This window comes from Leifsonia sp. NPDC080035, assembly GCF_040050925.1.
Classification (GTDB): Bacteria; Actinomycetota; Actinomycetes; order Actinomycetales; family Microbacteriaceae; genus Leifsonia.
Genome location: NZ_CP157390.1, coordinates 3,513,704 through 3,539,476, shown reverse-complemented (window position 1 = coordinate 3,539,476; position 25,773 = coordinate 3,513,704). Strand labels below are relative to the sequence as shown.

The following is a 25,773-nucleotide window of genomic DNA, read 5'->3' as shown; positions in this document are numbered from 1 at the left end:
CGCGAGAGCACCTGACGAATAGGATGGGTGTCATGGAAACCGCTCAGCCCTCGATCTTCTCGCGGATCATCGCCGGGGAGATCCCCGCCGACATCGTCTTCGACAGCGAGCGGATCATCGCGTTCCGCGACATCGCCCCGAAGGCGCCCGTGCACCTGCTCGTGGTGCCGAAGACCGAGGCGTATCGGGACGTCGTGGAGCTCGCCGCGGGCGACCCCGCCCTGCTCGCGGAGCTGGTCGCGACGGCCAAGCGGCTCGCCGACGAGCACGCGGACGGCGATTTCCGTCTGATCTTCAACACCGGCGCCGGCGCGGGACAGACCGTTTTCCACGTCCACGCGCACGTTCTGGGCTCGCCGGAAGGCGGGCTCGAGGAAGGAAGCCTTGCCGACTAACGAGCCAACCCAGGACGATCCGACACGGGACGATCCGACACAGCAGGAACCGGCACAGGGGGGACCGGCCCAGGTCGGCGCCGAGGCGCGGCTCAGTGTCGACGGCATCCAGATGGTGCGGCTGCTCGGCCCGCAGGACCGGCTCCTGACGACGCTCGAGCGTCAGTATCCGCTCGTGAACGTTCACGTGCGCGGCAACGAGATCAGCCTCACCGGCGACCCGGTGCAGGTGGAGGCCGCCCGGCGCCTGCTGGAGGAATTGCTGCAGATGGTGCGCAACGGCCAGGAGATCAGCCCCGCGGAGGTGACGAGCTCGGCGCGCATGCTGCAGAACGGGCTGAATCTCAGCCCGTCCGACGTGCTCGGTCGGGCCATCCTCACCGCGCGCGGCAAGAACATCCGGCCGAAGACGCTGGGGCAGAGCCAGTACGTCGACGCGATCGACCACAACACGATCGTCTTCGGCATCGGCCCCGCCGGTACCGGTAAGACCTACCTGGCGATGGCCAAGGCCGTGCAGGCGCTGCAGCGCAAGGAGGTCAACCGGATCATCCTCACCCGTCCGGCCGTCGAGGCGGGGGAGCGGCTGGGGTACCTCCCCGGCACGCTGACCGACAAGATCGACCCGTACCTGCGCCCGCTGTACGACGCGCTGAACGAGATGCTGGACCCGGAGCTCGTCCCCAAGCTTCTTGCGGCAGGCACCATCGAGGTCGCGCCGCTCGCCTACATGCGCGGGCGCACGCTGAACGACTCCTTCATCATCCTCGACGAGGCGCAGAACACCACGCCGGAGCAGATGAAGATGTTCCTGACCCGTCTCGGCTTCAACTCGAAGATGGTCGTCACCGGTGACATCACCCAGATCGACCTGCCGAACGCGGCGAGCGGCCTCCGCCTCGTGACCCGCGTTCTCGGCGACATCGACGACATCCACTTCGCGCGCCTGACCAGCGAGGACGTCGTGCGGCACAGCCTCGTCGGCCGCATCGTCGACGCGTACACCGCGTACGACGCCAAGCAGCAGGCGCGCCAGTTCGAGCGCGAGCAGGCCGCCGAGTTCGCGAACCGCGCCGAGCGCCGCCGGCCGAACCCGCGCGACCACCTCCCGAAGCGACGATAGGACCGCACCCGTGAGCATCGAAGTCAACAACGAGTCGGCCATCGAGGTCGACGAGGCCGTCCTGCAGCGGCTCGCCGGCTACGCGCTGGACATCATGCACGTGCACCCGGACGCGGAGCTCGCGATCGTCCTCGTGGACGAGGCGGCCATGGAGCAGCTCCACGTGCAGTGGATGGACGAGCCCGGCCCGACCGACGTCCTCAGCTTCCCGATGGACGAGTTGCGCCCCGGCACCGAGGAGGAGCCGTCGCCCGCCGGTCTGCTCGGCGACGTCGTGCTCTGCCCGCAGGTCGCGCAGATGCAGGCGGAGACAGCGGGGCACACCCTCATGGACGAACTGCTGCTGCTGACGACACACGGCATCCTGCACCTGCTCGGCTTCGACCACGCGGAACCCGCCGAGGAGCGGGAGATGTTCGGCATCCAGCGCGACATCCTGGTGGGCTTCTCCCGCTACGACCGACAGCGGTAGGCGGCCGGATGCTCCAGGCGCTGTTCTTCGTCGTCGCCTTCCTGCTCGTCGCCTTCGGCGGTCTGATGGCCGCCGTGGACGCGGCGCTCAGTGTGCAGTCGCGCGGCGACATCGCCGACCTCGCCGAGACCTCGCGGGCGAAGAAGTCCCTGCGGGCGATCGCGGAGGATCCCGGCCCGTACCTGAACGCCGTCAACTTCAGCCGCATCATCTCCGAGACGACCGCGGCCGTGCTCGTGACGCTCGCGTTCGAGCAGATCTTCGAGGAGTGGTGGATCTCGCTGATCCTCTCCGCGCTGATCATGACCGGTGTCTCCTTCGTGCTGGTCGGGGCGAGCCCGCGCAGCGTCGGCCGGGCGAACTCGACGTTCCTGCTGCGGCTTTCGGCACCGATCGTGCGATTCGTGCGCGTCGTGCTCGGCCCGATCCCGGGCGGGCTGGTCGCGCTGGGCAATCGGGTCACGCCGTCGCGTGCGCGCTCCGCCCCGGTGACGAGCGAGGAGCAGTTGCTCAGCATCGTCGATGAGGCGACGGAGTTCGACGTGCTCGAGGAGGACGACCGCGAGCTCATCCACTCCATCTTCGAGTTCAGCGACACCGTGGTGCGCGAGGTGATGATCCCGCGCACGGACATGGTCACCATCGACACGACGGCCGGGCTCGGGACGGCGATGGGGCTGTTCTTCTCCACGGGCGTGTCCAGGATGCCGGTCATCGACGGCGACCCTGACGAGGTGATCGGCGTCCTCTACCTGAAGGATGTCGCCAAGCTCAGCTTCGAGAGCGCGCTCGGCGCCGACGCCATCACGATGGGAGAGCTGACCCGCCCCGCGCTGTTCGTCCCGGAGTCGCAGAAGGCCGACGCGCTGCTGCGCGAGATGCAGCGGGAGTCGAACCACCTCGCGATGGTCGTCGACGAGTACGGCGGGATCGCGGGGCTCGTCACCCTGGAGGACCTGATCGAGGAGCTCGTCGGCGACATCTCCGACGAGTACGACCACGAGCCGGACCTGATCCAGGAGCTCGGCGCCGGGCGCTACCGCGTCGCGACCCGGCTCGCGATCGACGACCTCGGCGAGCTGTTCGACATCGAGATCGAGGACGAGGACGTCGACAGCGTCGGCGGGCTCGTGTCGAAGGCGCTGGGACGGCTGCCCGAGGTCGGCTCCACGGTCGCCGTGCACGGACTGCTGTTCACCGTCGACCGGATCGAGGGCAGGCACAAGCACGTCGCGACCGTCCTGGTCGAACGCGACCCTGCGCTCCTCCCGGTGCCGGAAGAGCGGCAGGCGCGGTCGAAGACCGAGCGCCACGGCCGCCCGGACAAGCACCAGCGCACCGACAAGCAGCGCACAGAGAAGCCGCGCCATGAGAAGCGCACCGACAAGCAGCCCAAGGAGGCCCGCTCGTGACCACCTACCACGCCGGATTCGTCTCGTTCGTCGGACGGCCGAACGTCGGCAAGTCAACGCTCACCAACGCCCTCGTCGGCGAGAAGGTCGCGATCACCAGCTCCAAGCCGCAGACCACCAGGCGGGCCATCCGTGGCATCGTCCACCAGAAGCAGGGCCAGCTCATCCTGGTGGACACGCCCGGCATCCACCGGCCGCGCACGCTGCTCGGCGAGCGGCTGAACACGCTCGTGCAGTCGACGCTCGGCGACGTGGACGTGATCGGGTTCTGCGTGCCGGCCGACGAGAAGATCGGCCCCGGCGACCGGTTCATCAACGACCAGCTCGACGACTACCCGAACGCGAAGAAGGTCGCGATCGTGACCAAGATCGACCGGGCGGGCAAGACGCAGGTGGCGGAGCAGCTGCTCGCGGTGTCCGCGCTGCGCGAGTGGGAGGCGATCGTCCCGATCTCCGCGGCCAGCAGCATCCAGCTGGACACGCTCACGAGCGAGCTGATGCGGCTGCTGCCGGAATCGCCCGGCCCGCTCTACCCGGACGATGCGGTGACCGACGAGGGCCTGGAGGACCGCATCGCCGAGTACATCCGCGAGGCCGTGCTCGAGGGCGTCGAGGACGAGCTGCCGCACTCCCTCGCGGTCACCATCGACGACATGGTGGAGCGCGACGACAAAGACCTCGTCGAGATCTACGCCAACCTGTTCGTCGAGCGCGACAGCCAGAAGGCGATCGTGATCGGCAAGGGCGGCAGCCGGATCCGCGACGTCGGCGCTGCTGCCCGCGCGCCGATCGAGGCGCTGCTCGGCCGCCACGTCTTCCTCTCGATCCGGGTGAAGGTGGCGAAGGACTGGCAGCGCGACCCGAAGCAGCTCGGCCGCCTCGGTTTCTGAGCCGGCGGCTTCCGTGTGCCGCCTGGCGTACATCCGCAGGATGATTCCGTCGGCCGGATGCGGGTCCCGGCCGTGTGTCCCCGTACCGTAGAAGGATGCCGGACCGCACACGCCTGACCAGCGCGCTCGCTCCGCACCGCTGGGTGCTGGAGCCCGCGCTGGCGCTCGCGCTGTTCCTGGCCTGGTTGGTGAGCGGCCTGCCGTTCGACCTCACCGCCTCCCTCGCCGTCCTGTTCTACTGCGCGGGCGTCGCGGTGTCGCGCGTTCTGCCCGGCGTCGCGCTCGGGCTGACGTGGTTCGCGGTGCTGGCGGAACTGACCGAGTCGGGGATCATGCCGGCGCCGTACCGGGTGATCTCGGCGGTGGCGGTGCTGATCGCGCTGTTCGGGCTGGCGTCGCACGGCGGCCCGGTCGCGCGCTGGCTCGGCTTCACCTCCGGCCTGCTCTGGGCGCCGGCGATGGCCTACCTCTTCACCGTGCGCGGCGAGATCAAGTTCCCGCAGCTCGGCCCGGTCATCGGCGGCTACTACACGAGCCAGGGCGTCGGACTGCTGCTGATGAGCCTGCTGCTCGCGGTCGTGTTCGTGACCGCATGGCTGCTCGGCTACCTGGTGGCCCGGCAGCGGGCGACGGCGACGCAGGGCTCGTCCGTGCTCGTCTGGCTCGCCTCCTCCGGCGGCGTCGCCGTGACCCCGGAAGACCCCGACCGTGCGGGGCTGGTGCACCGGCTCACCAGGAGGCAGCTCGGTTTCGATGTCGGCGGCGCGGTCGCCTTCGTCGCCTTCTGCCTGGTGACCGACCTCCCGCTCGCCCTCTCCGACGGCGGCAGGAGCACCTACGTCGTCCTCATGATCTTCGCCGTCGCGGTGGCGCTGCGCCGGATGTCGCCTGTCGTCTCCCTCGCGCTCGCGTGGCTCGCTGCGGTGCTGCAGATGGTGACCGGCCACAACATCCTGGTCAGCGACATCGGCGTGCTGATCGTGCTCTACGCGACGGCGGCGTACGGCGACAGGGTGGTCAGGTACGCGGGGCTCATCTCGGCGGGCGTCGGCGCCTTCGTCGCGGCGCTGTACCTGTCGCTCACGTCGGCGCTCAGCCAGGGCTACTTCGACCTGCTGTCCACGTCGTTCACCAGCTTCGCCCTCCAGTTCGCGTTCCTCTTCGTCGTCAGCGCGACCGTGCTCGGGCTGTCCTGGGTGCTCGGGCTGCTCATGCGAACCTGGCGCAACGCCCGGTTCTCCCGGCACGCGCAGATCGCGGCCGAGATCGACAGGAACCGCGCGGAGCAGGACGTCGTCGTCGAGCAGGAGCGCACCCGCATCGCCCGCGACATGCACGACGTCGTCGCGCACTCGCTCGCCGTCGTCATCGCACAGGCCGACGGCGCCCGCTACGCACGCCACGGCGACCCAGAGGCCGTCGACGAGGCGCTGAAGACCATCGCCTCCACCGCCCGCTCCGCCCTCGGTGACGTCCGCGTGCTGCTGGCCGAGCTGCGGCAGTCGCAGCCGGAGGGCCCGCAGCCGAGTCTGGCCGACATCGAGCAGACCGTGGAGCAGATCCGCGCCGCGGGCCTCGACGTCGTGCTCGAGCGCTCCGGCGAGTTCGCCGGCCTCGGCTCCGCCCAGCAGATCGCCGGGTACCGCATCGTGCAGGAGGCGCTCACCAACGCGCTCCGGCACGGGGACACCTCGCTCCCCGCCACCGTCGGCCTGGCCGAGGTGGGCAGGGACGCGGGCGGCCCCGGCATCCACATCACCGTGAGGAACACCATGAAGACCCAGCCCCAAGAACCCTCGTCCACCGGCTCCGTGCCGCGGATCGGGCACGGCCTGCCCGGGATGCGCGAGCGCGCGGCGCTGGCCGGCGGCACGCTCTCCGCCGGGGCGACGGGAGGCGAGTTCCTCGTCTCCGCCTTCCTCCCCGCCGGTGCGGGAGCGGCCGCGTGAGCGGCCCGATCCGCGTCGCGCTCGTCGACGACCAGGCCCTGTTCCGCGCCGGCGTGCGGATGCTCGTCGGCTCGCAGCCCGATCTGGAGTTCGCCGGCGAGGCCGCAGACGGCAGGGAGGGCGTGGAGCTCGCACGCACGGCGCGGCCGGACGTCGTGCTGATGGACATCCGGATGCCCGTGATGGACGGCATCGCCGCCACGAGCACCATCGTCGCGGAGGCCGAGCGCGAGGGGCGAACGCCGCCGCGCATCGTCGTGCTCACCACCTTCGACCTCGACGAGGCCGCGGCGCGGGCGATCCGGGGCGGGGCGAGCGGGTTCGTGCTGAAGGACGCCGAGCCCGAGTTCCTGCTCGCGGCCATCCGCACGGTGCACGCCGGCAACGCGGTCATCGCCGCCGGCGCCACGCGCGAGCTGTTCGAGCACTTCTCCAACGACCACCGGACGAAGCCCGAGCCGCCCGAGTTCGGCACGCTGACGACCCGGGAGCGCGAGATCTTCGTGCTGGCCGCGCGCGGGCTCAGCAACGCCGAGATCGCCGGGTCGGAGTTCCTCAGCGAGGCGACCGTCAAGACGCACATCAGCCGCATCCTGGCGAAGCTCGGGCTGCGGGACCGCGTCCAGATGGTGGTGTACGCGTTCGAGCACGGGCTCACCGGCAACGCCTGACGCCGGGCCCATCGGCGAATCATCCTCCGGAGTGACGCGGGAAGGACCTGAGACCGATTCGCCGGCACCTCCGCGCTTCCTAGCGTTGAGGCATGGAAACTCCTGCGTTCGTGGCCCGCGTCGAGGCCGCCACCAAGACCTACGGAACCGGCGCCGGGCGCGTCAACGCGCTGGACGGGGTGAGCCTCGGGATCGAGGCCGGCCGGTTCACCGCGATCATGGGCCCGAGCGGCTCGGGCAAGTCGACGCTCATGCACGTGATGGCGGGGCTGGACACCGTCACCAGCGGCCGCGTCTTCCTCGGCGACACCGAGATCACCTCGCTCGGCGACGCGGAGCTGACCGTATTGCGCCGCCGGCGGATCGGCTTCGTCTTCCAGTCGTTCAACCTGGTGCCGACGCTCGACGTGCGGGCGAACATCCGGCTGCCGTTCGAGATCGACGGGCGGAAGCCCACGGTCGAGCAGCAGGACTGGATCGACCGGCTCGTCGACTCGCTCGGCCTCGCCGGGCGGCTGACCCACCGGCCGCACGAGCTCTCCGGCGGCCAGCAGCAGCGCGTCGCCATCGCGCGGGCGCTCGCGACGCGTCCCGACCTGATCTTCGCCGACGAGCCGACGGGCAACCTCGACTCGCGGACCGGCCGCGAGGTGCTGACCATCCTGCGGGAGGCCGCCGCCGGATACGGCCAGAGCATCGCGATGGTCACCCACGACCCGGTCGCCGCCAGCTTCGCCGACACCACCGTGTTCCTCGCCGACGGCCGCATCGCCGCGCAGCGCGACCGCGCCAGCGCCGAGGACATCTCCGCGTTCATGCTCGGGATGGAGGCGCACGCGTGATCACCGCGTTCCGCGCCAATGCGCGCGACCACCGCGCCAGCGTCCTGGTCGCCGCGCTCAGCTCCGCGTTCGGGGTCGCGCTGCTGGCGACGACGAACATCCTCTCCGCGTACATCTCGTCCACCGAGCTCGGCGAGAGCACGACGGTGCAGATCGTGCTCGCGATCGTGGCGGGGATCTTCTTCGTGATCGCGGTCTACGTCGGCGCGATCGTCACGACGAACACCTTCGCCACGGTGATCGCCGGCAGGACGCGCACGATCGCGCTGCTGCGCCTGATCGGGTCGAGCGCGACGGCGCAGCGCCGGTCGGTCGCCGGGGAGGGTCTCGCCGTCGGTGCGATCGGCTCGCTCGCGGGAGGCGCATCCGCCGCGGTGCTCGCCCTTGTCGCCGTGCGGGTGTTCACCGCGGTCGGCGTGCTGCCGGACCTGTCGTATCCGGTGCTGACGCCGGGCCTGCTCGTGCCCGTCGTCGCGGTTCTCCTGACCACCTGGCTCGCGTCCTGGATCGGGAGCAGGCGCGTGCTCTCGGTGACGCCGATCCAGGCCCTCGGCGCCGCCCAGGAGCGGCCGGCGGAAGCCGTCCGGAGCCGCGGGCGACTGGCGGTCTCGCTCATCCTGCTGGTGCCGGGGATCGTGCTGCTCGTGGCCGGTGTCCTGCTCGGCCTCGGCGCCTTCAACGGGACAGGCGTCGCGTTCCTCATCGAGCTCGGACCGTACGGCGTGCTGGTGTCGATGGTGGGCGGCATCCTGTCGTTCACCGGGATCATCCAGGCGGCGCCGCTGTTCCTGCCCGCGGTGCTGCGCGCCGTCGGTGCCCTGTTCGGTCGGGACGCCGCAGGCAGGCTCGCGGCGGCGAACGCGGTCCGCAACCCGGAACGCAGCTCCCGGACGGCGATCGGCCTGGTGATCGGCGTCACGCTGGTCACGATGTTCGTCGTGGCCATCCAGTCGTGGCTGGACATGATCCACAGCGCGGCGAAGAAGGAGCCGGGTCTGTACGAAGGCACTGAGAATATCCTCATCGTGACGATGGTGGTCTTCAGCGTGCTCGTCGGCTTCTCCGCCCTGATCGCCGCCGTCGGCGTCGTCAACAGCCTCTCGCTCAGCGTGATGCAGCGCAGGCGCGAACTGGGACTGCTGCGAGCGCTCGGTCTGAGCGCCGCGCAGGTGCGCCGGATGATCCTCGCCGAGAGCGTTCAGCTCACCGTCGCCGCCGTGCTGACGGGGCTGGTGCTCGGCGCCGCCTACGGCTGGATCGGGGCCCAGGCGCTGCTCGGCCAGATCCCGGGAGGCGGCCTCGTGGTCCCGGCGGTGCCGTGGCCGTTCCTGGCGCTCATCGTGGTCGCCGCCGCGGCTCTCGCGGTGACCGCGTCGGTCGCGCCCACCCGCAGGGCCACGCGCGTCTCGCCGGTGGAGGCCCTCGCCGTCGAGTGAGTGCGCTCCAAGTTTCCTGGACGCTCATCAAGCCTCAGCTCTCCGCAGGCTGTGTGACCCATACTGTCTCTCCGGAGGCTAGAGAGAGGACCCGCCCTGAACTGGCTCATGACCCTGAGGATCGACAAGCCGCCGTTCCTCATCGCGGTGTACAGCATCACGGCGGTGCTGGCGCTCTACCTCGTGATCCGACCGACATGGCGCCGCACGCTGGCGGGGCTGATCGCCGCCGTCGCCGGCGGCCTGCTCGGCTGGCTGATCGTCTGGTTCACCGACGACGTCATGAACATCTTCGGGGTCGGGCTCACGCCGGTGACCACGATGTGGGTCGCGCTGGGATTCGCCGGAGTCTGTCTCGCGGTCGCGAACCTGTTCCGTTCGCGCTGGTGGCGGAAGCTGGTCGCGGCGATCAGCATCCCGGTGTTCCTGCTCGCCGCGTTCGCGGGGGTGAACGTCGACTTCGGCGCCTACCGGAACCTCGATGACGCCCTCGGCGTCGTGCCCTACAAGGCGCTGGACCTGCGTGCCGAGCACGGCGAGGTCGTCGCCGGGGTGGACTACCGGGCGACCACTCCGCAGACCGACCCGCCGGCGAAGGGGGAGATCGGCACCGTCCGAATCCCCGCGACGCACTCCGGTTTCCCCGCGCGGCGCGCCGTCGTCTACCTGCCGCCGATCGCGCTCGGCCCCACGCCGCCCGCGCTTCCTGTGCTCTACGCGCTCTCCGGGCAGCCCGGCGCACCGGCGGACATGTTCACCGCGGGCCGCGTCGCCACCGTCATGGACTCCTTCGCCGCGAAGCACGGCGGCTACGCGCCGATCGTGGTCGCCCCCGACCAGCTCGGCGGACCGGGGAGGAACCCGATGTGCGTCGACTCGCGGGCGTACGGGAACTCGGCAACCTACCTGCTCACCGACGTGCGGGACTGGATCACCTCGCACCTCCGGGTCAGCAGCGACCCGCGCGCCTGGGGGATCCTCGGCTACTCGCAGGGGGCGACCTGCGCGACGCAGATCGCCACCGGGCATCCCGAGCTGTTCGGCTCGGCGATCGCCTCCTCCAGCGAGCTCGGACCGACCTTGGGGGATGAGAACCTCACCATCCAGACCGGGTTCGAGGGCTCGAAGGCCGCCTACGAGCGCGCCCAGCCGGCGGCGATGATGGCGGCGCACACGCCATACCGGGACTCCCTGATCGTCTTCGGGGCCGGACAGAACGATGCGAAGTACACCGCCTTCGCGAAGACGCTGCACGGGGAGGCGCTGAAGGCCGGGATGAGGAGCGACCTGCTGATCTCCCCGGGGACGGCCCACGACTGGAACACCGTGCGGCACACGATCGTGGCCGGCCTCCCGGCGATGGCCGCGCAGATGGGACTGCTCCCATGACGAACCCGACCCCGACCCCTTCGACCCCTTCGACCTCTTCCACTCCCGCCACCCCCTCGGATCCCTCCGCCGAAGGGCACGTCGTTGTCGCTTCCGTGCCCGAGAAGCGACAACAACGTGCCCCTCGGCGCCCGAAGGGACTGCTCGTGCGCGCGGGCCGGGTCGTGGCGCGGCACCCGTTCACCACGGGCATCACGCTGCTCGTCCTGGTGCTGGCACTCTCGACCGGTCCGCTGCACGGACCGCACCGGCCGCTGCGCGGCTGGCTGGGCACCGGAGCCGATCAGCTCGTCGCTGGGCACTGGTGGTCTCCGGTCACGGCAGTGCTGTTCACCGACGACCTCGCCGAGCTGATCGTCGCGCTCACGCTCACGGTGGTGCTCGTCGGCGCGGCGGAGCGACTGATGGGCACCTGGCGGACGGCCGTCGCGTTCTTCGGCACCGCCATCGCAGGAATCGTCGTCGGCGCCGGACTCCAGATGCTCGGCTCGCGCGCGGGAGAGCTCTGGTCGCGCAACGTGCACCACCTCGTCGTGCTCGACGTGTTCACGGCGCTCGGCGGCACCATCATGGCCGCCAGTGCCTTCGCGGGGACGCTGTGGCGCCGCCGCATCCGGGTCGTGACGCTGCTCGTCGCGATCATGTACGTGCTCTACTCCGGGCTGCCCTCCGACCTGTACCGGCTGCTGGCCGTCCTCGCCGGTCTCGCGCTCGGCATCCTGCTGCGCCCGAGCGCGCGCGTCGCCGGCTGGCGGCGCAGCTCGCACCACGAGGTCAGGGTGCTGCTGGCCTCCGCCGTCACGATCTCGGCGCTCGGCCCGGTGATCGGCCTGCTCACCAAGTCCCGCTACGGGATGCTCTCGCCGATCGGCCTCCTGTTCACTTCCGGCGCTCCCGACACCGGCAGCGTGCTGGAGCGCTGCCAGGCCTGGGCGGTCACCCGCGACTGCGTGCAGGACCTCACCCTGGTCCGCATCAGCGGGCTCGGGCCGGTGCTGCTCTCGGTGCTCCCGTTGCTGGTGCTCCTCGTCGCCGCCTACGGTCTTCTGCGCGGCCGCCGGTTCGCGGTGTGGCTCGGTGTCGCGGTGAACGGGCTGCTCGCCGTCCTCTCCGCCCTGTACTTCGGCATCCTGCCGCTGGCGAACGCGCATCCCGGCTTCTCGCCGCGCTACTGGGAGGTGACGGCGATGCTCTCGCTGTCTGCGCTGGTGCCGCTGGCGATGGCCGTCCTCCTCGTGGTCTTCCGGCGGCACTTCACGGTGCTGCCCTCGGCGCGTGCGGTTCGCAGGTACGTGCTCACGGTGGTGCTGACGGGCGTCGGGCTCGTCGTCGCGTACGTGCTCATCGGCTGGCTGCAGAAGGACACCGGCTTCACTCGGCCGATCGAGCTCAGCGACCTGTTCGACGACGTGCTGGAGCGATTCGTCCCGGTCAGCTTTCTGCGACGGGAGCCGGTGCAGTACCTGCCGACCACACCGCTCGCCACCTTCGTCTACCACAACATCGGTACGGTCTTCTGGCTGGTCGTGATCGTCGCGGCGATCCCGCTGATGATGGGCGGCGGCGCCGGCCGGCGCGCGACCGGAGACGCCGGACGCGCCAGGGCGCTGCTCGAACGCGGCGGGGGAGACGCGATCTCGTTCATGTCCACCTGGCCGGGCAACAGCTACTGGTTCGACCCGGTCGACGGCCGCGCCATCGCCTACCGCGTGGTCGGCCGCGTCGCGCTGACCACCGGAGGCCCGTTCGGCGGTCCGCCACCGCACGACGCGGCGATCGAGCACTTCGCGCGGTACTGCGACGACCGCGGCTGGATCCCGGTGTTCTACAGCGTGGAGGCGACCTACGAGCCGCTGTTCCACCGGATGGGATGGTCGACGATGACGGTCGCGGAGGAGACCGTCATCCGCCCGCAGCAGTGGGCGACGACGGGGAAGAAGTGGCAGGACGTCCGCAGCTCGATCAACCGGGCGCAGCGGGCGGGCATCCGCGCCGAGTGGACGACGTACGCCGCTCTGCCGTTGAGCGCCGCGGTCCAGCTCTCCGACATCTCCGAGCAGTGGGTCGCGGAGAAGGACCTGCCCGAGATGGGCTTCACCCTCGGCGGCCTCGACGAGTTGCGCGACCCGGCCGTCCGGCTGATGCTGGCCGTCGGCGAGGACGGCCGCATCGAGGGCGTCACCAGCTGGCTGCCGAGCTACCGGGAGGGCATCGTGATCGGCTGGACGCTGGACTTCATGCGCCGGCGCCCGGGCAGCATCAACGGCGTGATGGAGTTCCTGATCGCGGAGGCGGCGACGCGGATGAAGGAGGAGGGCGTCGAGTTCATGAGCCTCTCGGCCGCCCCGCTCGCGCACACAGCGGGTGCCGCCGAGGGCGACCGCAGCGGGATGGACCGCATCCTCGACTACCTGAGCAGCTCGCTGGAGCCGGTGTACGGCTTCCGCTCCCTGCTGAAGTTCAAGCAGAAGTTCCAGCCCGAGCTGCACCCCGTGATCATGGCCTATCCGGACCCGGTCGCGCTCCCGACGATCGGCGTCGCCCTGGTCCGCGCCTACCTGCCGGAGCTCTCCGTGGCCCAGGCCGCGTCGCTGGCGGTGGGGCGCGGGTGATGAACCGCCGTGGTACCGTTGTTTCTGTGTACGGTCTGCTCCTTCTTAGCTGCCGCGACGAGTCCTAGTTCCGGGCCTCCCTCGTCGCGGAGTTCGTCGTCGGCTCTCCACACCACACCGCGAGGAGAAAACAGACCATGAAGAACACCCAGGCGCCGAGCGCCATGCCGATCCACAAGTACCGGCCCTTCCACGAGCAGATCCGCGTCGACCTGCCCGACCGCACCTGGCCCTCCGCCCGCATCACCGAGGCGCCGCGCTGGTGCGCCGTCGATCTGCGTGACGGCAACCAGGCGCTGATCGACCCGATGAGCCCCGAGCGCAAGCGCATCATGTTCGACCTGCTGGTGCGGATGGGCTACAAGGAGATCGAGGTCGGCTTCCCGTCGGCCAGCCAGACCGACTTCGACTTCGTCCGCAGCCTCATCGAGGAGGACGCGATCCCGGACGACGTCACCATCCAGGTGCTGACCCAGTCGCGCGAGCACCTGATCAAGCGCACGTACGAGTCGCTGGTCGGCGCCAAGCAGGCGATCGTCCACCTGTACAACTCCACGAGCATCCTGCAGCGGGAAGTGGTCTTCCGCACCGACAAGCAGGGCATCATCGACATCGCCCTCTCCGGCGCGCGGCTGTGCAAGCAGTTCGAGTCGACCGTTCCCGGCACCGAGATCTACTACGAGTACTCGCCCGAGTCGTACACCGGCACCGAGCTGGAGTTCGCGGCGGACATCTGCAACCAGGTGCTCGAGATCTTCGAGCCGACGCCGGAGCGGAAGGTCATCATCAACCTGCCCGCCACGGTCGAGATGGCGACGCCGAACGTCTACGCCGACTCGATCGAGTGGATGTCGCGGCACCTGAACCACCGTGAGAACGTCATCCTGTCGCTGCACCCGCACAACGACCGCGGCACCGCGGTCGCCGCGGCGGAGCTCGGCTACATGGCCGGCGCCGACCGCATCGAGGGCTGCCTGTTCGGCAACGGTGAGCGCACCGGCAACGTCGACCTGGTCACGCTGGGCGTCAACCTGTTCACGCAGGGCATCGACCCGCAGATCGACTTCAGCGACATCGACCAGATCAAGCGCACCGTCGAGCACTGCAACCAGCTGCCGGTCGGCGAGCGCAGCCCGTGGGGCGGCGACCTGGTCTTCACCGCGTTCAGCGGCTCGCACCAGGACGCCATCAAGAAGGGCTTCGAGGCGATGGCCGCGCAGGCCGAGCGCGAGGGCAAGAGCGTGGACGACCTGGTCTGGGCCGTGCCCTACCTGCCGGTCGACCCGAAAGATCTGGGCCGCAGCTACGAGGCGGTCATCCGCGTCAACTCGCAGTCCGGCAAGGGCGGCGTCGCCTACCTGCTGAAGAACGACCACGCGCTCGACCTGCCGCGGAAGCTGCAGATCGAGTTCTCCGGCGTCGTGCAGGCGAAGACGGACGCGGAGGGCGGCGAGGTCACCAGCGACCAGATCTGGGCGATCTTCCAGGACGAGTACCTGCCGGCTCCCGCCGCGGACGCCGACGCGAAGTGGGGACGCTTCGAGCTCGGCAGCACCAGCACGACCAACGAGTCCGGCGAGCATGTCACCCTCACGGTCACGCTCCGCGACGGCGACTCGGTGGCGAAGGCGACGGGGGAGGGCAACGGCCCGATCGCCGCGTTCTTCGACATCCTGAACGCCCGCGGCATCAACGCCCACCTCTACGACTACTCGCAGCACACGCTCTCGGCGAGCGAGTCGGCATCCGCCGCGGCGTACGTCGAGCTGGATGTGGACGGCGTGCGGCTCTGGGGCGTCGGAATCGACGCGGACACCACGACGGCCTCGTTCAAGGCGGTCGTCTCGGCCGTCAACCGAGCGGTGCGCGCGTCCGCCGAGCAGGCCTCCGAGGCGGAGCTGGTCGGCGCGTAAGCGCCGCGGCCTCGACGCGGCGTCGACCTCGCTTCGACGCGGTTTAAACGCGGCCTAGACGCGGGAAGGGAGGAGTTCCCCGGCCAGCCGGCCCGGAACTCCTCCCTTCCCCGCGTTCTCGGCCGTTTCCGGCCCCGCATCCTCCCGTCCCGGCGCGGTCAGGCGTCCGGCTTGTCGATGCGGTAGCGCGGGATGGCGCCGGTGTCGGTGCGCTCGAACGTCCGCTCGTCGCTCGGGCGGCGGCCGAACGCCATCCACCGGGGCGTGCGGATGCGGCCGAGCTCCCGCTGCTCCGGCAGGCTCCAGCCGAACCGGACAGCCAGCAGCCGGATGATCAGGGTCACCACGACGCAGACGACCGCCGCGATGCTCGCCGGGACGCCGAGGTCGACCAGCACGACGAGCACCACCGTGCCAGCGCCCGCCGCCACCGCGTACAGCGACCCGACGTGCATCAGCGCGATGGGCAGGTTGAGCAGCACGTCGCGGAGGATGGATCCGCCGACAGCGGAGACGACGCCGACGAACACGGCGGGCACCTCCGGCATCCCGAGCGCGAGGGCCTTGGTCGCCCCGATCGCGCCGAACAGGCCGATCGTGAGCGCATCCAGGAAGGTGATGATCGGGTCGAGCCTGCGGAACAGCCGGATCAGCAGCATGCCGATGAGCGCGGAGACGACCGTCGCCGGCAGATACCAGTTGGACTGAAGGGCGACCGGGGTCACGTTCAGCATCAGGTCGCGGAGCAGACCGCCGCCGACCCCGGTCGCGACGCCGATGATCGCGACGCCGAGCAGGTCGAGCCGGCGGTCACGGAAGCCGGAGGCGAACATGGCGCCCTGCAGGCTGCCGACGCCGACGGCCACCAGGTCGCCCCAGAGGGGGATCGAGAAGGCGGCGGTTGTCACCTGACACTTGTATCACGCGGGATACTGGAGTCGTGCCTGTCTACCGTGATGAAGCCGTCGTGCTGCGCACCCACAAGCTGGGGGAAGCCGACCGCATCGTCACCATGCTCAGCAGGCAGCACGGCAAGATCCGCGCGGTCGCCAAGGGCGTGCGGCGCACAGCGTCCAAGTTCGGCTCGCGCCTGGAGCCGTTCATGGTCGCCGACGTGCAGCTGTACGAGGGCCGCAGCCTCGATGTGATCACCCAGGCGGAGTCGCTGGGGGCGTACGGCGCGCTGATCGCCGACGACTACGCGAGTTACACGGCGGCGAACGCCATGGTCGAGGCGGCGGACCGGCTCACCGACGCCGAGGCGTCCCTCCAGCAGTACCTGCTGCTCGTCGGCGCGCTGCGCTCGCTCTCCCGGCGCGAGCACGGGCCCGGGCTGACGCTCGACTCCTACCTGTTGCGCGCGCTCTCGCTCGCCGGCTGGGCGCCGAGCTTCCTCGACTGCTCCCGCTGCGGGACGCCGGGGCCGCACGACCAGGTGGTCGTCCAGCTCGGCGGCGTCGTCTGCCCGGACTGCGCGCCGCAGGGCGCACCGCGGGTGGATGCGCTGACCATCGGCCTGCTCGGCGCCCTCCTCACCGGCGACTGGGAGACGGCGGAGGCGGCCGACGACGCGACCCGTTCGAAGGCGAACGGGATCGTCGCCGCGTACACCCAGTGGCACCTCGAACGCGGACTCCGCTCGTTGCAGCACGTCCAGCACGATCAGAAGGCGAGTGGATGAGCCCCAAGCCGTACACCCACAAGGATGCGGTCGCGTACCGTCCGGTCGACTGGACGGGGGTCTACCCACCCGCGTTCCCGCCGGGCGCCGTCCCCGAGCACGTCGCGATCGTGATGGACGGCAACGGCCGCTGGGCCAACCGGCAGGGTCTGACCCGCATCGAGGGTCACCGGGCCGGGGAGGCGTCGCTGCTCGACGTCGTGGCCGGCGCCATCCAGGTCGGCGTCAAGCACCTCAGCGTGTACGCGTTCTCCACGGAGAACTGGAAGCGCTCGCCCGACGAGGTCCGCTTCCTGATGGGCTTCAACCGGGAGGTGCTGCACCGCCGCCGCGACCAGCTGAACGAGTGGGGCGTGCGTGTGCGCTGGGCCGGGCGCAAGCCGCGGCTGTGGTCGTCGGTCATCAAGGAGCTCCAGTACGCCGAGCGGCTGACCGCGGGCAACGACGTCCTCACTCTCACGATGTGCGTCAACTACGGCGGACGGACCGAGATCGCGGACGCGGTCCGCGGCATCGCCGAGGAGGTGGCGGCGGGCCGCCTCAAGCCGTCGGCGGTGGGCGAGAAGACCATCCAGCGCCATCTGTACCTGCCGGACATGCCCGACGTCGACCTGTTCGTCCGGAGTTCGGGAGAGCAGCGTACAAGCAACTTCCTGCTCTGGCAGAGCGCGTACGCGGAGATGGTCTTCCTCGACCGGCTGTGGCCGGATTTCAGCCGCACAGACCTCTGGGAGGCGATCGACATCTTCGCGCGCCGGAACCGCCGCTTCGGCGGAGCGGTGGATGCGCCGAGCGCGTCGGAATAGTTGCAGCACTGCACGACGTTGTCCCCGTCGTGAGCGAACCCATCAAGATCGACATCTGGTCCGACATCGCCTGCCCCTGGTGCTACATCGGCAAGCGCAAGTTCGAGGCGGGCAGCGGCCTGTTCGCGGGCGCGGGCGACGGCAGGGCCGTCGAGGTCGAGTACCACTCCTTCGAGCTCTCGCCCGACACCCCGGTCGACTTCCAGGGGAGCGAGGTCGACTATCTCGCGGGCCACAAGGGCATCCCGGCAGAGCAGGCGCGTCAGATGATCGAGCGGGTGACCGGCATCGCCTCGTCGGTCGGGCTCGACTACGACTACGACAACCTCCAGCACACCAACACGGTGAAGGCGCACGAGCTGCTGCACTTCGCGAAGGCGCACGGAAAGCAGCTGGAGCTCGCGGAGCGGCTGTTCCGCGCCTACTTCATCGAGGGCGGTCATGTCGGCCGCACCGAGGATCTCGCCGACCTGGCCGCCGAGGTCGGCCTCGATCGTGCCGCCGCACTCGCAGCGCTCGAGTCCGGCGAGTACGTCGACGCCGTGCGCGACGACCAGCGCACCGCGGGGGAGTTCGGCATCAACGGCGTCCCCTTCTTCGTGATCGAGGGCAAGTACGGCGTCTCCGGCGCCCAGGACGCCCAGACCTTCGCCCAGGTGCTGGAGCAGGTCTGGTCCGAGCGCGAGCAGGTGTCAGCATGACCGGCGGCCCCTCCCTGATCCCGCTCGGCGACCCGTCCGCCGTCGTCTGCGACGGCGACACCTGCGAGCTGCCCCCGGCAGCCCCGGCGGAGTAGCCGACGATCGGTCGCGACACGCCGCGTCATCCGCGCAACAACGGCGCGTCGCGACCGCTCGCGCCCAGCGCGGCCCGGATTCGAGCAACCGCGATCGCGAAGTCGTCGGCCGTGTGGGAGCGGTTGACGCGGAGTACGCGCCAGCCGGCGGACTCGAGCTGCCAGAGCCGGTCGACGTCCGAGGATTACTGGCGGGCATCCGCGCGGTGATGGTCGCCGTCGTATTCGATGACGAGCCGAGCCCGCGGGTAGACGAGGTCGCCGTGCAGCGTGCGGCCGGCCGTCTGGATCGGCCGGTTGACGATCGGCTCCGGCAGGCCTGCGCCGACGATAGCGAGCCGCAGCAGCGTTTCCATCGCTGAGTCGGTGCGCTCACGCGCGAGCGGGATCGCCGCTCGCAGACGATCAACACCGCGCCTGCCCCGCCAACGGGCGACCGCGAGACGCAGTTCCCCGAGGGTGCTGAGCGGTCCCGCGCGTCGCAGGCACGAATCCGCTGCGACCACCAGTTCCGCGACGGTGAGTCGAGCGCCGAGTTGGCACCACACTTCGGACGGCGCGAACACGGCAAGTCCGTCCACTGAGGCGATCGAATTCTCGTGCAGGGAGATCGTGTGCCCGATCACTCCCGGCCCGCGCGGCGCCCGGCCTCCGCGAAGGTTCGAGACATGCAGGGCCCGGTCGTCGACCTCCCGCGACGGCAGAACGATCCCGTGCAGTCGCGCCGCGGTCGCGTGGCTGAAGCATCGTGACGGCGGCATGTCGGCAGCGTACGTCCGGCAGCGCGCGAGAAGGCTGCCGTCGAACGAGGCGGCGTGCGCGCGAGTGCCTCGATAGGGCGCGACGAGGTCGCTTCGACGGAGGCGGCTGCGCACGACCGCGGCGGCAGCGGCGTCCGATGTCGAGAAGGGTGCCGAACGGAGACCGGTCGGAAGCGGCAGGGGAGCTTTCATGCCGCCACCCTGACAGTCTCGCGCCGACCGGCCGCGTTATCCACAGCCCGGCTCCCGACGATCGGTCGCGACGTGCCGTCACGAGTCCGGCGAGGCGGCGTGTCGCGACCGATCGAGGCCCGGGCAGGGGGCCGGGCGAGGCGCTACTCGGGGTCGGTGATGTCGGCGACGGTCGCGTCGAAGGCGGCGATGAGGGCGTCTGCGTCGACGAAGAGGGAGTAGCCGTGGGCCCCGGCGCCCATCGAGACCGTGCGGCCGGGGATCGACGCGTCGGCGACGATGGGCCACGCCGTCGTGCTGCCGAACGGGGTGATCGTACCGCGCTCGTAGCCGGTGGCGGCGAGGGCGACGGATGCGTCCGGCAGCTGGAGCTTGTTCACGTGCAGGATGCCGCGCAGCTTGGGCCAGGAGATCTTCCGGCCCCCTGGCACCAGCGCGAAGACGAAGGTGTCGTCGCTGCGCTTGACGACGAGCGTCTTGACGATGTCGGAAGGCTCGATGCCCAGCAGAGCCGCCGCCTCCTGGAGGCTCCGCGCGGCGGGACGCTCGACGACCCGGATCGGCACGCCCCTGGCCTCCGCATCGGCCTCGACACGGGCGCGGCCCGCGCCGCCGTCGGCGTCGGCCGTCGGAGGAATGGGCGCGGTGGAGTCCTCCACCGCCGCGTTCCCGCGGACGTCATCCACAGATTCCGGGCTCTCAGTCATGCTCCAGCACGCTTTCTGGGAGAATCGAATCAGATGTCTACTACCGCCACCCTCACTCCCGGTGCCACTCTAACCGGCGCCACGCCGTCGTCGCGGCTGTCCATCGGACCGCTCCGGCTCGATGTGCCCGTCGTCCTCGCGCCGATGGCGGGCATCACGAACACCGCGTTCCGGCGGCTCTGCCGCGAATTCGGCGCCGGTCTGTACGTCAGCGAGATGATCACCTCGCGGGCGCTGGTCGAGCGCACCCCCGAGTCGCTGCGGCTGATCACCCACCACGAGTCGGAGACGCCGCGCAGCATCCAGCTCTACGGTGTCGACCCGAAGACCGTCCGCGAGGCCGTGACGATGCTCGTCGCCGAGGACCGTGCCGATCACATCGACCTCAACTTCGGCTGCCCCGTGCCCAAGGTCACGCGCAAGGGCGGGGGAGCGGCGTTGCCGTGGAAGCTCACGCACTTCCGCGAGATCGTCGAAGGCGCCGTCGAGGCGGCCGGGAGCATCCCGTTGACCGTCAAGATGCGCAAGGGCATCGACAGCGACCACCTCACCTATCTCGAGGCGGCGAAGGCGGCCGAGGGCGCAGGGGTCGCGTCGATCGCGCTGCACGCCCGCACCGCAGCCGAGTTCTACTCGGGCCACGCCGACTGGTCGGCGATCGCGAAGCTGAAGGAGACCATCACCGGCACGCCGGTGCTCGGCAACGGCGACATCTGGTCGGCGGCGGACGCCATCCGGATGGTCGAGGAGACCGGCTGCGACGGCGTCGTCGTGGGGCGCGGCTGCCTCGGCCGCCCGTGGCTGTTCGGCGACCTGGCCGCCGCGTTCCGCGCCCGGGCGGGCGAGATCAGCGCCGAGGAGGCGCAGCGTGCGCAGGCGCATCCGACGCTCGGCCAGGTGGCCGCCACGTTCCGTCGGCACGCGGAGCTCCTGGTGGAGTTCTTCGAGAGCGAGGAACGCGGCTGCCGCGACATCCGCAAGCACGTCGCGTGGTACTTCAAGGGCTACCCGGTCGGTGGCGACCTGCGCGCGAGCCTCGCGACGGTCGACACCCTCGCCCACCTCGACGACCTGCTGGCGACGCTCGACTGGGACCAGGAGTACCCGGGCGAGGCCGCGGAGGGTCAGCGCGGACGCGCCGGGTCCCCGAAGAAGCCGGCGCTCCCCGAGGGCTGGCTCAACAGTCGCGAGCTGGACGGCGTCGGCCGCGCCGAGGTCGCCGAGGCGGAGGTGCACAACAGTGGCGGATGAGGCGACGGCGGCGGTCGGAACGACCGCCAGGACGGCCAGGGTGCAGGCCGCGCCTTCGCCCGAGTACACCGATCGCGACCGCGAGCGCTGGCTGCCGGAGCAGCACTCGAACCGGCGAAGCGACTTCGCGCGCGATCGCGCCCGGCTGCTGCACTCCAGCGCGCTGCGGCGGCTCGCGGCGAAGACCCAGGTGCTGAGCCCGACCGCGGGGCTCGATTTCGCCCGGAACCGCCTCACGCACTCGCTGGAGGTCGCCCAGGTCGGGCGTGAACTCGCCAACAGCCTCGGGCTGGACCCCGACATCGTCGACACCGCCTGCCTCGCCCACGACATCGGGCATCCACCCTTCGGTCACAACGGCGAACGGGCCCTCAACAGCTGGTCGGAGGACATCGGCGGGTTCGAGGGCAACGCCCAGACGCTGCGACTGCTCACCCGGTTGGAGCCGAAGGTCTTCGGCAGGGACGGTCATCCCTACGGTCTCAACCTGACCAGGGCGAGCCTCGACGCGAGCTGCAAGTACCCCTGGCCGGAGTCCAGCTCGGTCGCCGACCCGAGCGGCCGCGCGAAGTTCGGCTTCTACGCCGACGACAACGCCGTCTTCGAGTGGATGCGCGCCGGCGCCCCCGACCGCCAGCGCTGCATCGAGGCGCAGGTGATGGACCTCTCCGATGACATCGCCTACTCCGTGCACGACTTCGAGGACGCGGTCGTGAACGGCTACATCGACGTGGCGGCCCTCGGCACCCGGGTCGACCACGACGACCTCGTGCGCTCGATGTACGAGTGGGTCGGCGGCGAGTTCAGCCACGACGAGCTGATCGCCGCGTTCGACCGCCTCGACAGCCTCGACATCTGGCTGGACACCTGGGACGGCAGCCGACGCGCCCAGGCCCATCTGAAGAACCTCACGAGCCAACTCATCGGGCGCTTCGCCCACGCGGCCGTGCACGCCACGAAGGAGACCTCCGGCCGTACGGCGCTGCTGCGGTTCGGCGCCGACGTGGTCGTCCCTGCGGAGATCCGTGCGGAGATCGCGGTGCTCAAGGGAATCGTCGCGACCTTCGTGATGTCCAGGAACACCCGGCAGCCGATTTACGCGCAGCAGCGCCAGATCCTGACCACGCTCGCGGACCTGCTGCTCTCGCGAGGGCCGGACGAGCTCGACCCCGGCTTCCAGGAGGACTGGCGGCTCGCCAAGGACGACGCCGCGCGCAAGCGGGTCGTCGTCGACCAGGTCGCGAGCCTCACCGACCAGTCGGCGCTCAGCTGGTACGAGCGGCTCGTGCAGCACTGAGCACGACGGCACGGCGCGGAGCGCGGCGCGCGGGCTTGTATCCCGGGGCCGCGTGCAGAATGCTTGAGGAACGGCATCGGAGGGAGACGCATGAGCACCGCACAGCCACCGTCGGACGGCGACCGGCCCGCTGAGGGTCAGGAGGCTGCACCGGAGACGGCGGCGTCCGAGGCCGCGACCCCACCCGCGCCCAAGCGGGCCCCCGCCAAGCGCGCACCGCGCACGCCTGCGGCGGGTTCCGGTACGGCGGGTGCCGGTACCGGAACCGCGCGCTCCGGCGCCGCGCGGACCGGGACCGCCCGCGCCGGGACAACGCGCAGCGCGGCCGCCAGGAAGCCGGAGGATGCGGAGCTGCCCGCGAAGCGCACCCCCGCGCCGCGCAAGCGTTCCACCGTGAAGACCACGCCGATCTCGCCGGCGGGCGAGGCGCCCGAGATCCTGGACGCGATGCTGGGCAAGACCACGCCGACCGCGGACCCCGCGTCGCCGACCCCGGACACCTCCTCGTCGCCGGCGGAGCCGGTGCAGACCGAGGAAACGGGCGCGGCAGACGCCACGGACGCCGTGGACGCCCCCGACACCGGGGCGGAGACGGCCGTTCTACCGACCGCCAGCGAGTTCTACGCGGCCGGAGCGGCAGCGGAGCAGCCCGCCGAGCCCCCTGCCGCCCCGGTCGACGCGTCCCCGGCGGAGGCCCCGGCGACCTCCACCACGACCGCTGAGACCACGGTCCTCGAGGCTCCGCCCGCCGCAGGGGGCCAGGCCGCAGGAGCGGCCGCCGGTCCCGCGCAGCCCGCGGCCGCGAGCGCGACGCCGAGCGACGACGACGCCGACGGTGCGCACGGTGCCGCCGGATATCGCAGCGTCAACGACATCGCCGACCGGCTCGACGATTCGCGGTTCTTCTCGTCCCTGTTCGACTTCACGTTCACGAGCTATGTGACCCGGAAGCTGGCGGGTCCCGTCTACGTCGTCGGGCTGGTGCTCATCGGCCTGGGCATCGTCGTCGGCTTCGCCAACAGCCTCGGCATCGCCGTTGCCACGAACTCGCCCGTCGGCGCCTTCGTGTTCCTGCTCGGTGTGCTCGTGACGCTCGTGGCGGCGGTCCTCAGCGTCCTGCTGCTGCGGGTCACGATCGAGGTATTCTGCGCGATCATCGAGATCGCGCAGAACACGAGAGGCCGCCGCCGGCCGCCGCGATGATGGACGTCGGCCCGGCTCACTAGAATCGAGTCATGGCCGGCCGGATTCGACAAAGCGACATCGAAGAGGTCAAGGCACGCACTAACATCGCCGACATCATCGGCGACTACGTCAGCCTGAAGCCGGGCGGCGTCGGATCGCTGAAGGGCCTGTGCCCGTTCCACGACGAGAAGAGCCCGAGCTTCAACGTCCGCCCCGGCGTCGGCCGGTACCACTGCTTCGGCTGCGGCGAGGGCGGCGACGTCTACGAATTCCTGGTCAAGCTCGACCACGTCTCCTTCACCGAGGCCGTCGAGCGGCTTGCGGCGCGCATCGGCTACCAGCTGCGCTACGAGGAGGGCGGCGGAGGTCCGAGCGAGTCAAGCGGGAACCGCGCACGCCTCCTCGCCGCCAACTCGGCCGCCGAGGAGTACTTCCGCGACCAGCTGGGCACCGCGGGCGCGGACCCCGGCCGCCGGTTCCTGGGCGAGCGCGGCTTCGATGCTGCGGCCGCCGCCCACTTCGGCGTGGGGTACGCCCCGAAAAGCTGGGATGAGCTCACCAAGCACCTCCGCTCGAAGGGCTTCACGCCCGAAGAGCTGCTCGCCGCCGGACTGGTCTCCCAGCGCGACCGCGGCGTCTACGACCGCTTCCGCGGCCGGCTGGTGTGGCCGATCCGGGACGTGACCGGCCAGACCATCGGGTTCGGCGCGCGCCGGCTGCTGGAGGACGACAACGGCCCCAAGTACCTGAACACCCCGGAGACGCCGGTCTATAAGAAGGCCCAGGTGCTCTACGGTCTCGATCTCGCCAAGCGCGACATCTCCCGCAACGACCAGGTCGTCGTCGTCGAGGGGTACACGGACGTCATGGCCTGCCACCTCGCCGGCATCACCACGGCGGTCGCGACCTGCGGCACCGCCTTCGGCGTCGACCACATCAAGGTGATCCGCCGGATCATGGGTGACGACAGCAGCACCGGCTCGGTGATCTTCACCTTCGACCCGGACGCCGCCGGCCAGAAGGCGGCCGCGCGCGCGTTCGGCGAGGAGCAGCGCTTCTCCGCCCAGACGTACGTGGCCGTCGGCCCGGACGGGCTCGACCCGTGCGACCTGCGGCTCGCGAAGGGCGACGACGCGGTGCGCCGGATGATCGACGCGAAGAAGCCGATGTTCGAGTTCATGCTGCGCCAGGTCGTCGAGCGTTACGACCTCGACTCGGTGGAGGGCCGCACGGCCGCCCTCCGCGCCGGCGCCCCGATCGTCGCGACGATCCGCGACCCGGCATCCCAGAACGGCTACACACGCGAGCTCGCCCGCCTCTCCGGCGCCGACCTGCAGGATGCGACACGGGCCGTGCGGTCCGCCCAGCGCGGCTCGCGGTCGGAGGGTCCTGGACAGGGCCGCGGACAGGGCCAGCGCGGACAGGACCAGGCGCCCTACGGCCGGCCGGGCGGGGACGCCGTCGCACCCGAGGCGGCGGTCGCCCACATCCGCCCCGCCGACCTCACCGACCCGACCCAGCGCACCGAGCGCGAGAGCCTCATGGTGCTGCTTCAGCTCCCGGGTGAGGTCGGCCGGGAGCGGGCGGCCCGCGCCGTCCAGGTGCCCTTCGTGAACCCGACGCACGCCGTGGTCAAGGACGCGATCGCCAGCCAGCTCGCCACGATGGACCAGCCCGGCTGGGTCGACCGCGTGCTGGCCGAGGTGCCCTCCGCCTACGCGCCGACCGTGAACGGCCTCGCGGTTGCGGCGCTGCCGCAGGCGGCGGGGGAGGCAGGGCGATACGCCCGCTCGATCCTCGACGGTCTGATCGATCGCGACCTCTTGCGGGAGAAGGCGGAGCTGACCGGCCGGCTCGCCCGAACCGACCCCGCGGAGACCGACCTGCGCCGCTCGCTGCAGACGGCGCTGGCGTCGATCGACCGCGAGCGGATGCGCCTGCGGGGCGAGTAGCACGCTGCGCCTCCGGAGCACGCCCGCCACGACGGATTTCG

22 protein-coding genes are annotated in these 25,773 nt (G+C 70.7%); 19 read left to right on the top strand and 3 right to left on the bottom strand.

Features of this window, described 5'->3' with window-relative positions; genetic code table 11:
- Nucleotides 1-32 precede the first annotated feature (32 nt).
- From AAME72_RS17225 to leuA, 12 genes are all read left to right on the top strand, one after another.
- Entirely contained in the window at nucleotides 33-395 is a 363-nt protein-coding gene (locus tag AAME72_RS17225) for a histidine triad nucleotide-binding protein (RefSeq protein WP_348787755.1), read from the top strand.
- A 112-nt stretch (nucleotides 396-507) separates the two neighbouring features.
- Nucleotides 508-1,518, top strand: a complete 1,011-nt coding sequence (locus AAME72_RS17220) for a PhoH family protein (protein WP_348790167.1) — start codon at nucleotides 508-510, stop codon at nucleotides 1,516-1,518.
- 10 nt (nucleotides 1,519-1,528) lie between these two features.
- On the top strand, nucleotides 1,529-1,990 hold the full coding sequence (gene ybeY, locus AAME72_RS17215) for an rRNA maturation RNase YbeY (RefSeq protein ID WP_348787754.1): 462 nt from the start codon (nucleotides 1,529-1,531) through the stop codon (nucleotides 1,988-1,990).
- A gap of 8 nt (nucleotides 1,991-1,998) precedes the next feature.
- Complete coding sequence (locus tag AAME72_RS17210; protein ID WP_348787753.1) at nucleotides 1,999-3,402, top strand: hemolysin family protein; 1,404 nt, start codon at nucleotides 1,999-2,001, stop codon at nucleotides 3,400-3,402.
- Nucleotides 3,399-4,292, top strand: a complete 894-nt coding sequence (era, locus tag AAME72_RS17205) for a GTPase Era (RefSeq protein ID WP_348787752.1) — start codon at nucleotides 3,399-3,401, stop codon at nucleotides 4,290-4,292. The genes AAME72_RS17210 and era overlap by 4 nt, the downstream gene beginning before the upstream one ends.
- 95 nt (nucleotides 4,293-4,387) lie before the next feature.
- On the top strand, nucleotides 4,388-6,241 hold the full coding sequence (locus AAME72_RS17200; protein WP_348787751.1) for a histidine kinase: 1,854 nt from the start codon (nucleotides 4,388-4,390) through the stop codon (nucleotides 6,239-6,241).
- Nucleotides 6,238-6,912: a response regulator transcription factor gene (locus AAME72_RS17195; protein WP_348787750.1), complete on the top strand. Its 675-nt coding sequence runs from the start codon at nucleotides 6,238-6,240 to the stop codon at nucleotides 6,910-6,912. Before AAME72_RS17200 ends, AAME72_RS17195 begins: the two co-directional genes overlap by 4 nt.
- A 92-nt stretch (nucleotides 6,913-7,004) precedes the next feature.
- Complete coding sequence (locus tag AAME72_RS17190; protein WP_348787749.1) at nucleotides 7,005-7,754, top strand: ABC transporter ATP-binding protein; 750 nt, start codon at nucleotides 7,005-7,007, stop codon at nucleotides 7,752-7,754.
- Entirely contained in the window at nucleotides 7,751-9,190 is a 1,440-nt protein-coding gene (locus tag AAME72_RS17185) for an ABC transporter permease (protein WP_348787748.1), read from the top strand. The genes AAME72_RS17190 and AAME72_RS17185 overlap by 4 nt, the downstream gene beginning before the upstream one ends.
- Before the next feature lie 108 nt (nucleotides 9,191-9,298).
- On the top strand, nucleotides 9,299-10,579 hold the full coding sequence (locus AAME72_RS17180) for an alpha/beta hydrolase-fold protein (protein WP_348787747.1): 1,281 nt from the start codon (nucleotides 9,299-9,301) through the stop codon (nucleotides 10,577-10,579).
- A 146-nt stretch (nucleotides 10,580-10,725) separates the two neighbouring features.
- Nucleotides 10,726-13,191, top strand: coding sequence for a DUF2156 domain-containing protein (locus tag AAME72_RS17175; protein WP_348787746.1), 2,466 nt, complete (start codon nucleotides 10,726-10,728; stop codon nucleotides 13,189-13,191).
- A 137-nt stretch (nucleotides 13,192-13,328) separates the two neighbouring features.
- Nucleotides 13,329-15,104, top strand: coding sequence for a 2-isopropylmalate synthase (leuA, locus tag AAME72_RS17170; protein ID WP_348787745.1), 1,776 nt, complete (start codon nucleotides 13,329-13,331; stop codon nucleotides 15,102-15,104).
- A 158-nt stretch (nucleotides 15,105-15,262) separates the two neighbouring features.
- Here leuA and AAME72_RS17165 read toward each other — a convergent pair whose 3' ends face one another.
- Complete coding sequence (locus tag AAME72_RS17165; RefSeq protein ID WP_348787744.1) at nucleotides 15,263-16,012, bottom strand: TRIC cation channel family protein; 750 nt, start codon at nucleotides 16,010-16,012, stop codon at nucleotides 15,263-15,265.
- 32 nt (nucleotides 16,013-16,044) lie between these two features.
- On the opposite strand from AAME72_RS17165, the gene recO reads away from it, so the two are divergent.
- Genes recO through AAME72_RS17150 form a run of 3 tightly spaced genes read left to right on the top strand, consistent with a single transcriptional unit; the run spans nucleotide 16,045 to nucleotide 18,292 of the window.
- Nucleotides 16,045-16,785 carry a DNA repair protein RecO gene (gene recO / locus AAME72_RS17160; RefSeq protein WP_348787743.1) on the top strand — a complete coding sequence of 247 codons (741 nt, stop codon included), beginning with the start codon at nucleotides 16,045-16,047 and terminating at the stop codon, nucleotides 16,783-16,785.
- Nucleotides 16,782-17,591 carry an isoprenyl transferase gene (locus tag AAME72_RS17155; protein ID WP_348787742.1) on the top strand — a complete coding sequence of 270 codons (810 nt, stop codon included), beginning with the start codon at nucleotides 16,782-16,784 and terminating at the stop codon, nucleotides 17,589-17,591. The genes recO and AAME72_RS17155 overlap by 4 nt, the downstream gene beginning before the upstream one ends.
- Nucleotides 17,592-17,620: 29 nt before the next feature.
- Nucleotides 17,621-18,292, top strand: coding sequence for a DsbA family oxidoreductase (locus AAME72_RS17150; RefSeq protein ID WP_348787741.1), 672 nt, complete (start codon nucleotides 17,621-17,623; stop codon nucleotides 18,290-18,292).
- Between the two features lie 280 nt (nucleotides 18,293-18,572).
- On the opposite strand, the gene AAME72_RS17145 is transcribed toward AAME72_RS17150, so the two are convergent.
- Together AAME72_RS17145 and AAME72_RS17140 are read right to left on the bottom strand one after the other, a co-directional pair.
- Entirely contained in the window at nucleotides 18,573-19,340 is a 768-nt protein-coding gene (locus tag AAME72_RS17145; RefSeq protein ID WP_348787740.1) for a hypothetical protein, read from the bottom strand.
- Between the two features lie 143 nt (nucleotides 19,341-19,483).
- Nucleotides 19,484-20,047: a YbaK/EbsC family protein gene (locus AAME72_RS17140; RefSeq protein WP_348787739.1), complete on the bottom strand. Its 564-nt coding sequence runs from the start codon at nucleotides 20,045-20,047 to the stop codon at nucleotides 19,484-19,486.
- 33 nt (nucleotides 20,048-20,080) lie between these two features.
- On the opposite strand from AAME72_RS17140, the gene dusB reads away from it, so the two are divergent.
- From dusB to dnaG, 4 genes are all read left to right on the top strand, one after another.
- Nucleotides 20,081-21,298, top strand: coding sequence for a tRNA dihydrouridine synthase DusB (gene dusB, locus AAME72_RS17135; protein ID WP_348787738.1), 1,218 nt, complete (start codon nucleotides 20,081-20,083; stop codon nucleotides 21,296-21,298).
- A 40-nt stretch (nucleotides 21,299-21,338) separates the two neighbouring features.
- Complete coding sequence (locus AAME72_RS17130) at nucleotides 21,339-22,595, top strand: deoxyguanosinetriphosphate triphosphohydrolase (protein ID WP_348790166.1); 1,257 nt, start codon at nucleotides 21,339-21,341, stop codon at nucleotides 22,593-22,595.
- Between the two features lie 90 nt (nucleotides 22,596-22,685).
- The gene (locus tag AAME72_RS17125; protein WP_348787737.1) at nucleotides 22,686-23,798 is read left to right on the top strand and encodes a DUF4282 domain-containing protein; all 1,113 of its coding nucleotides are present in this window, start codon (nucleotides 22,686-22,688) and stop codon (nucleotides 23,796-23,798) included.
- Between the two features lie 32 nt (nucleotides 23,799-23,830).
- On the top strand, nucleotides 23,831-25,732 hold the full coding sequence (gene dnaG, locus AAME72_RS17120; RefSeq protein WP_348787736.1) for a DNA primase: 1,902 nt from the start codon (nucleotides 23,831-23,833) through the stop codon (nucleotides 25,730-25,732).
- The last annotated feature ends 41 nt before the right edge of the window (nucleotides 25,733-25,773 follow it).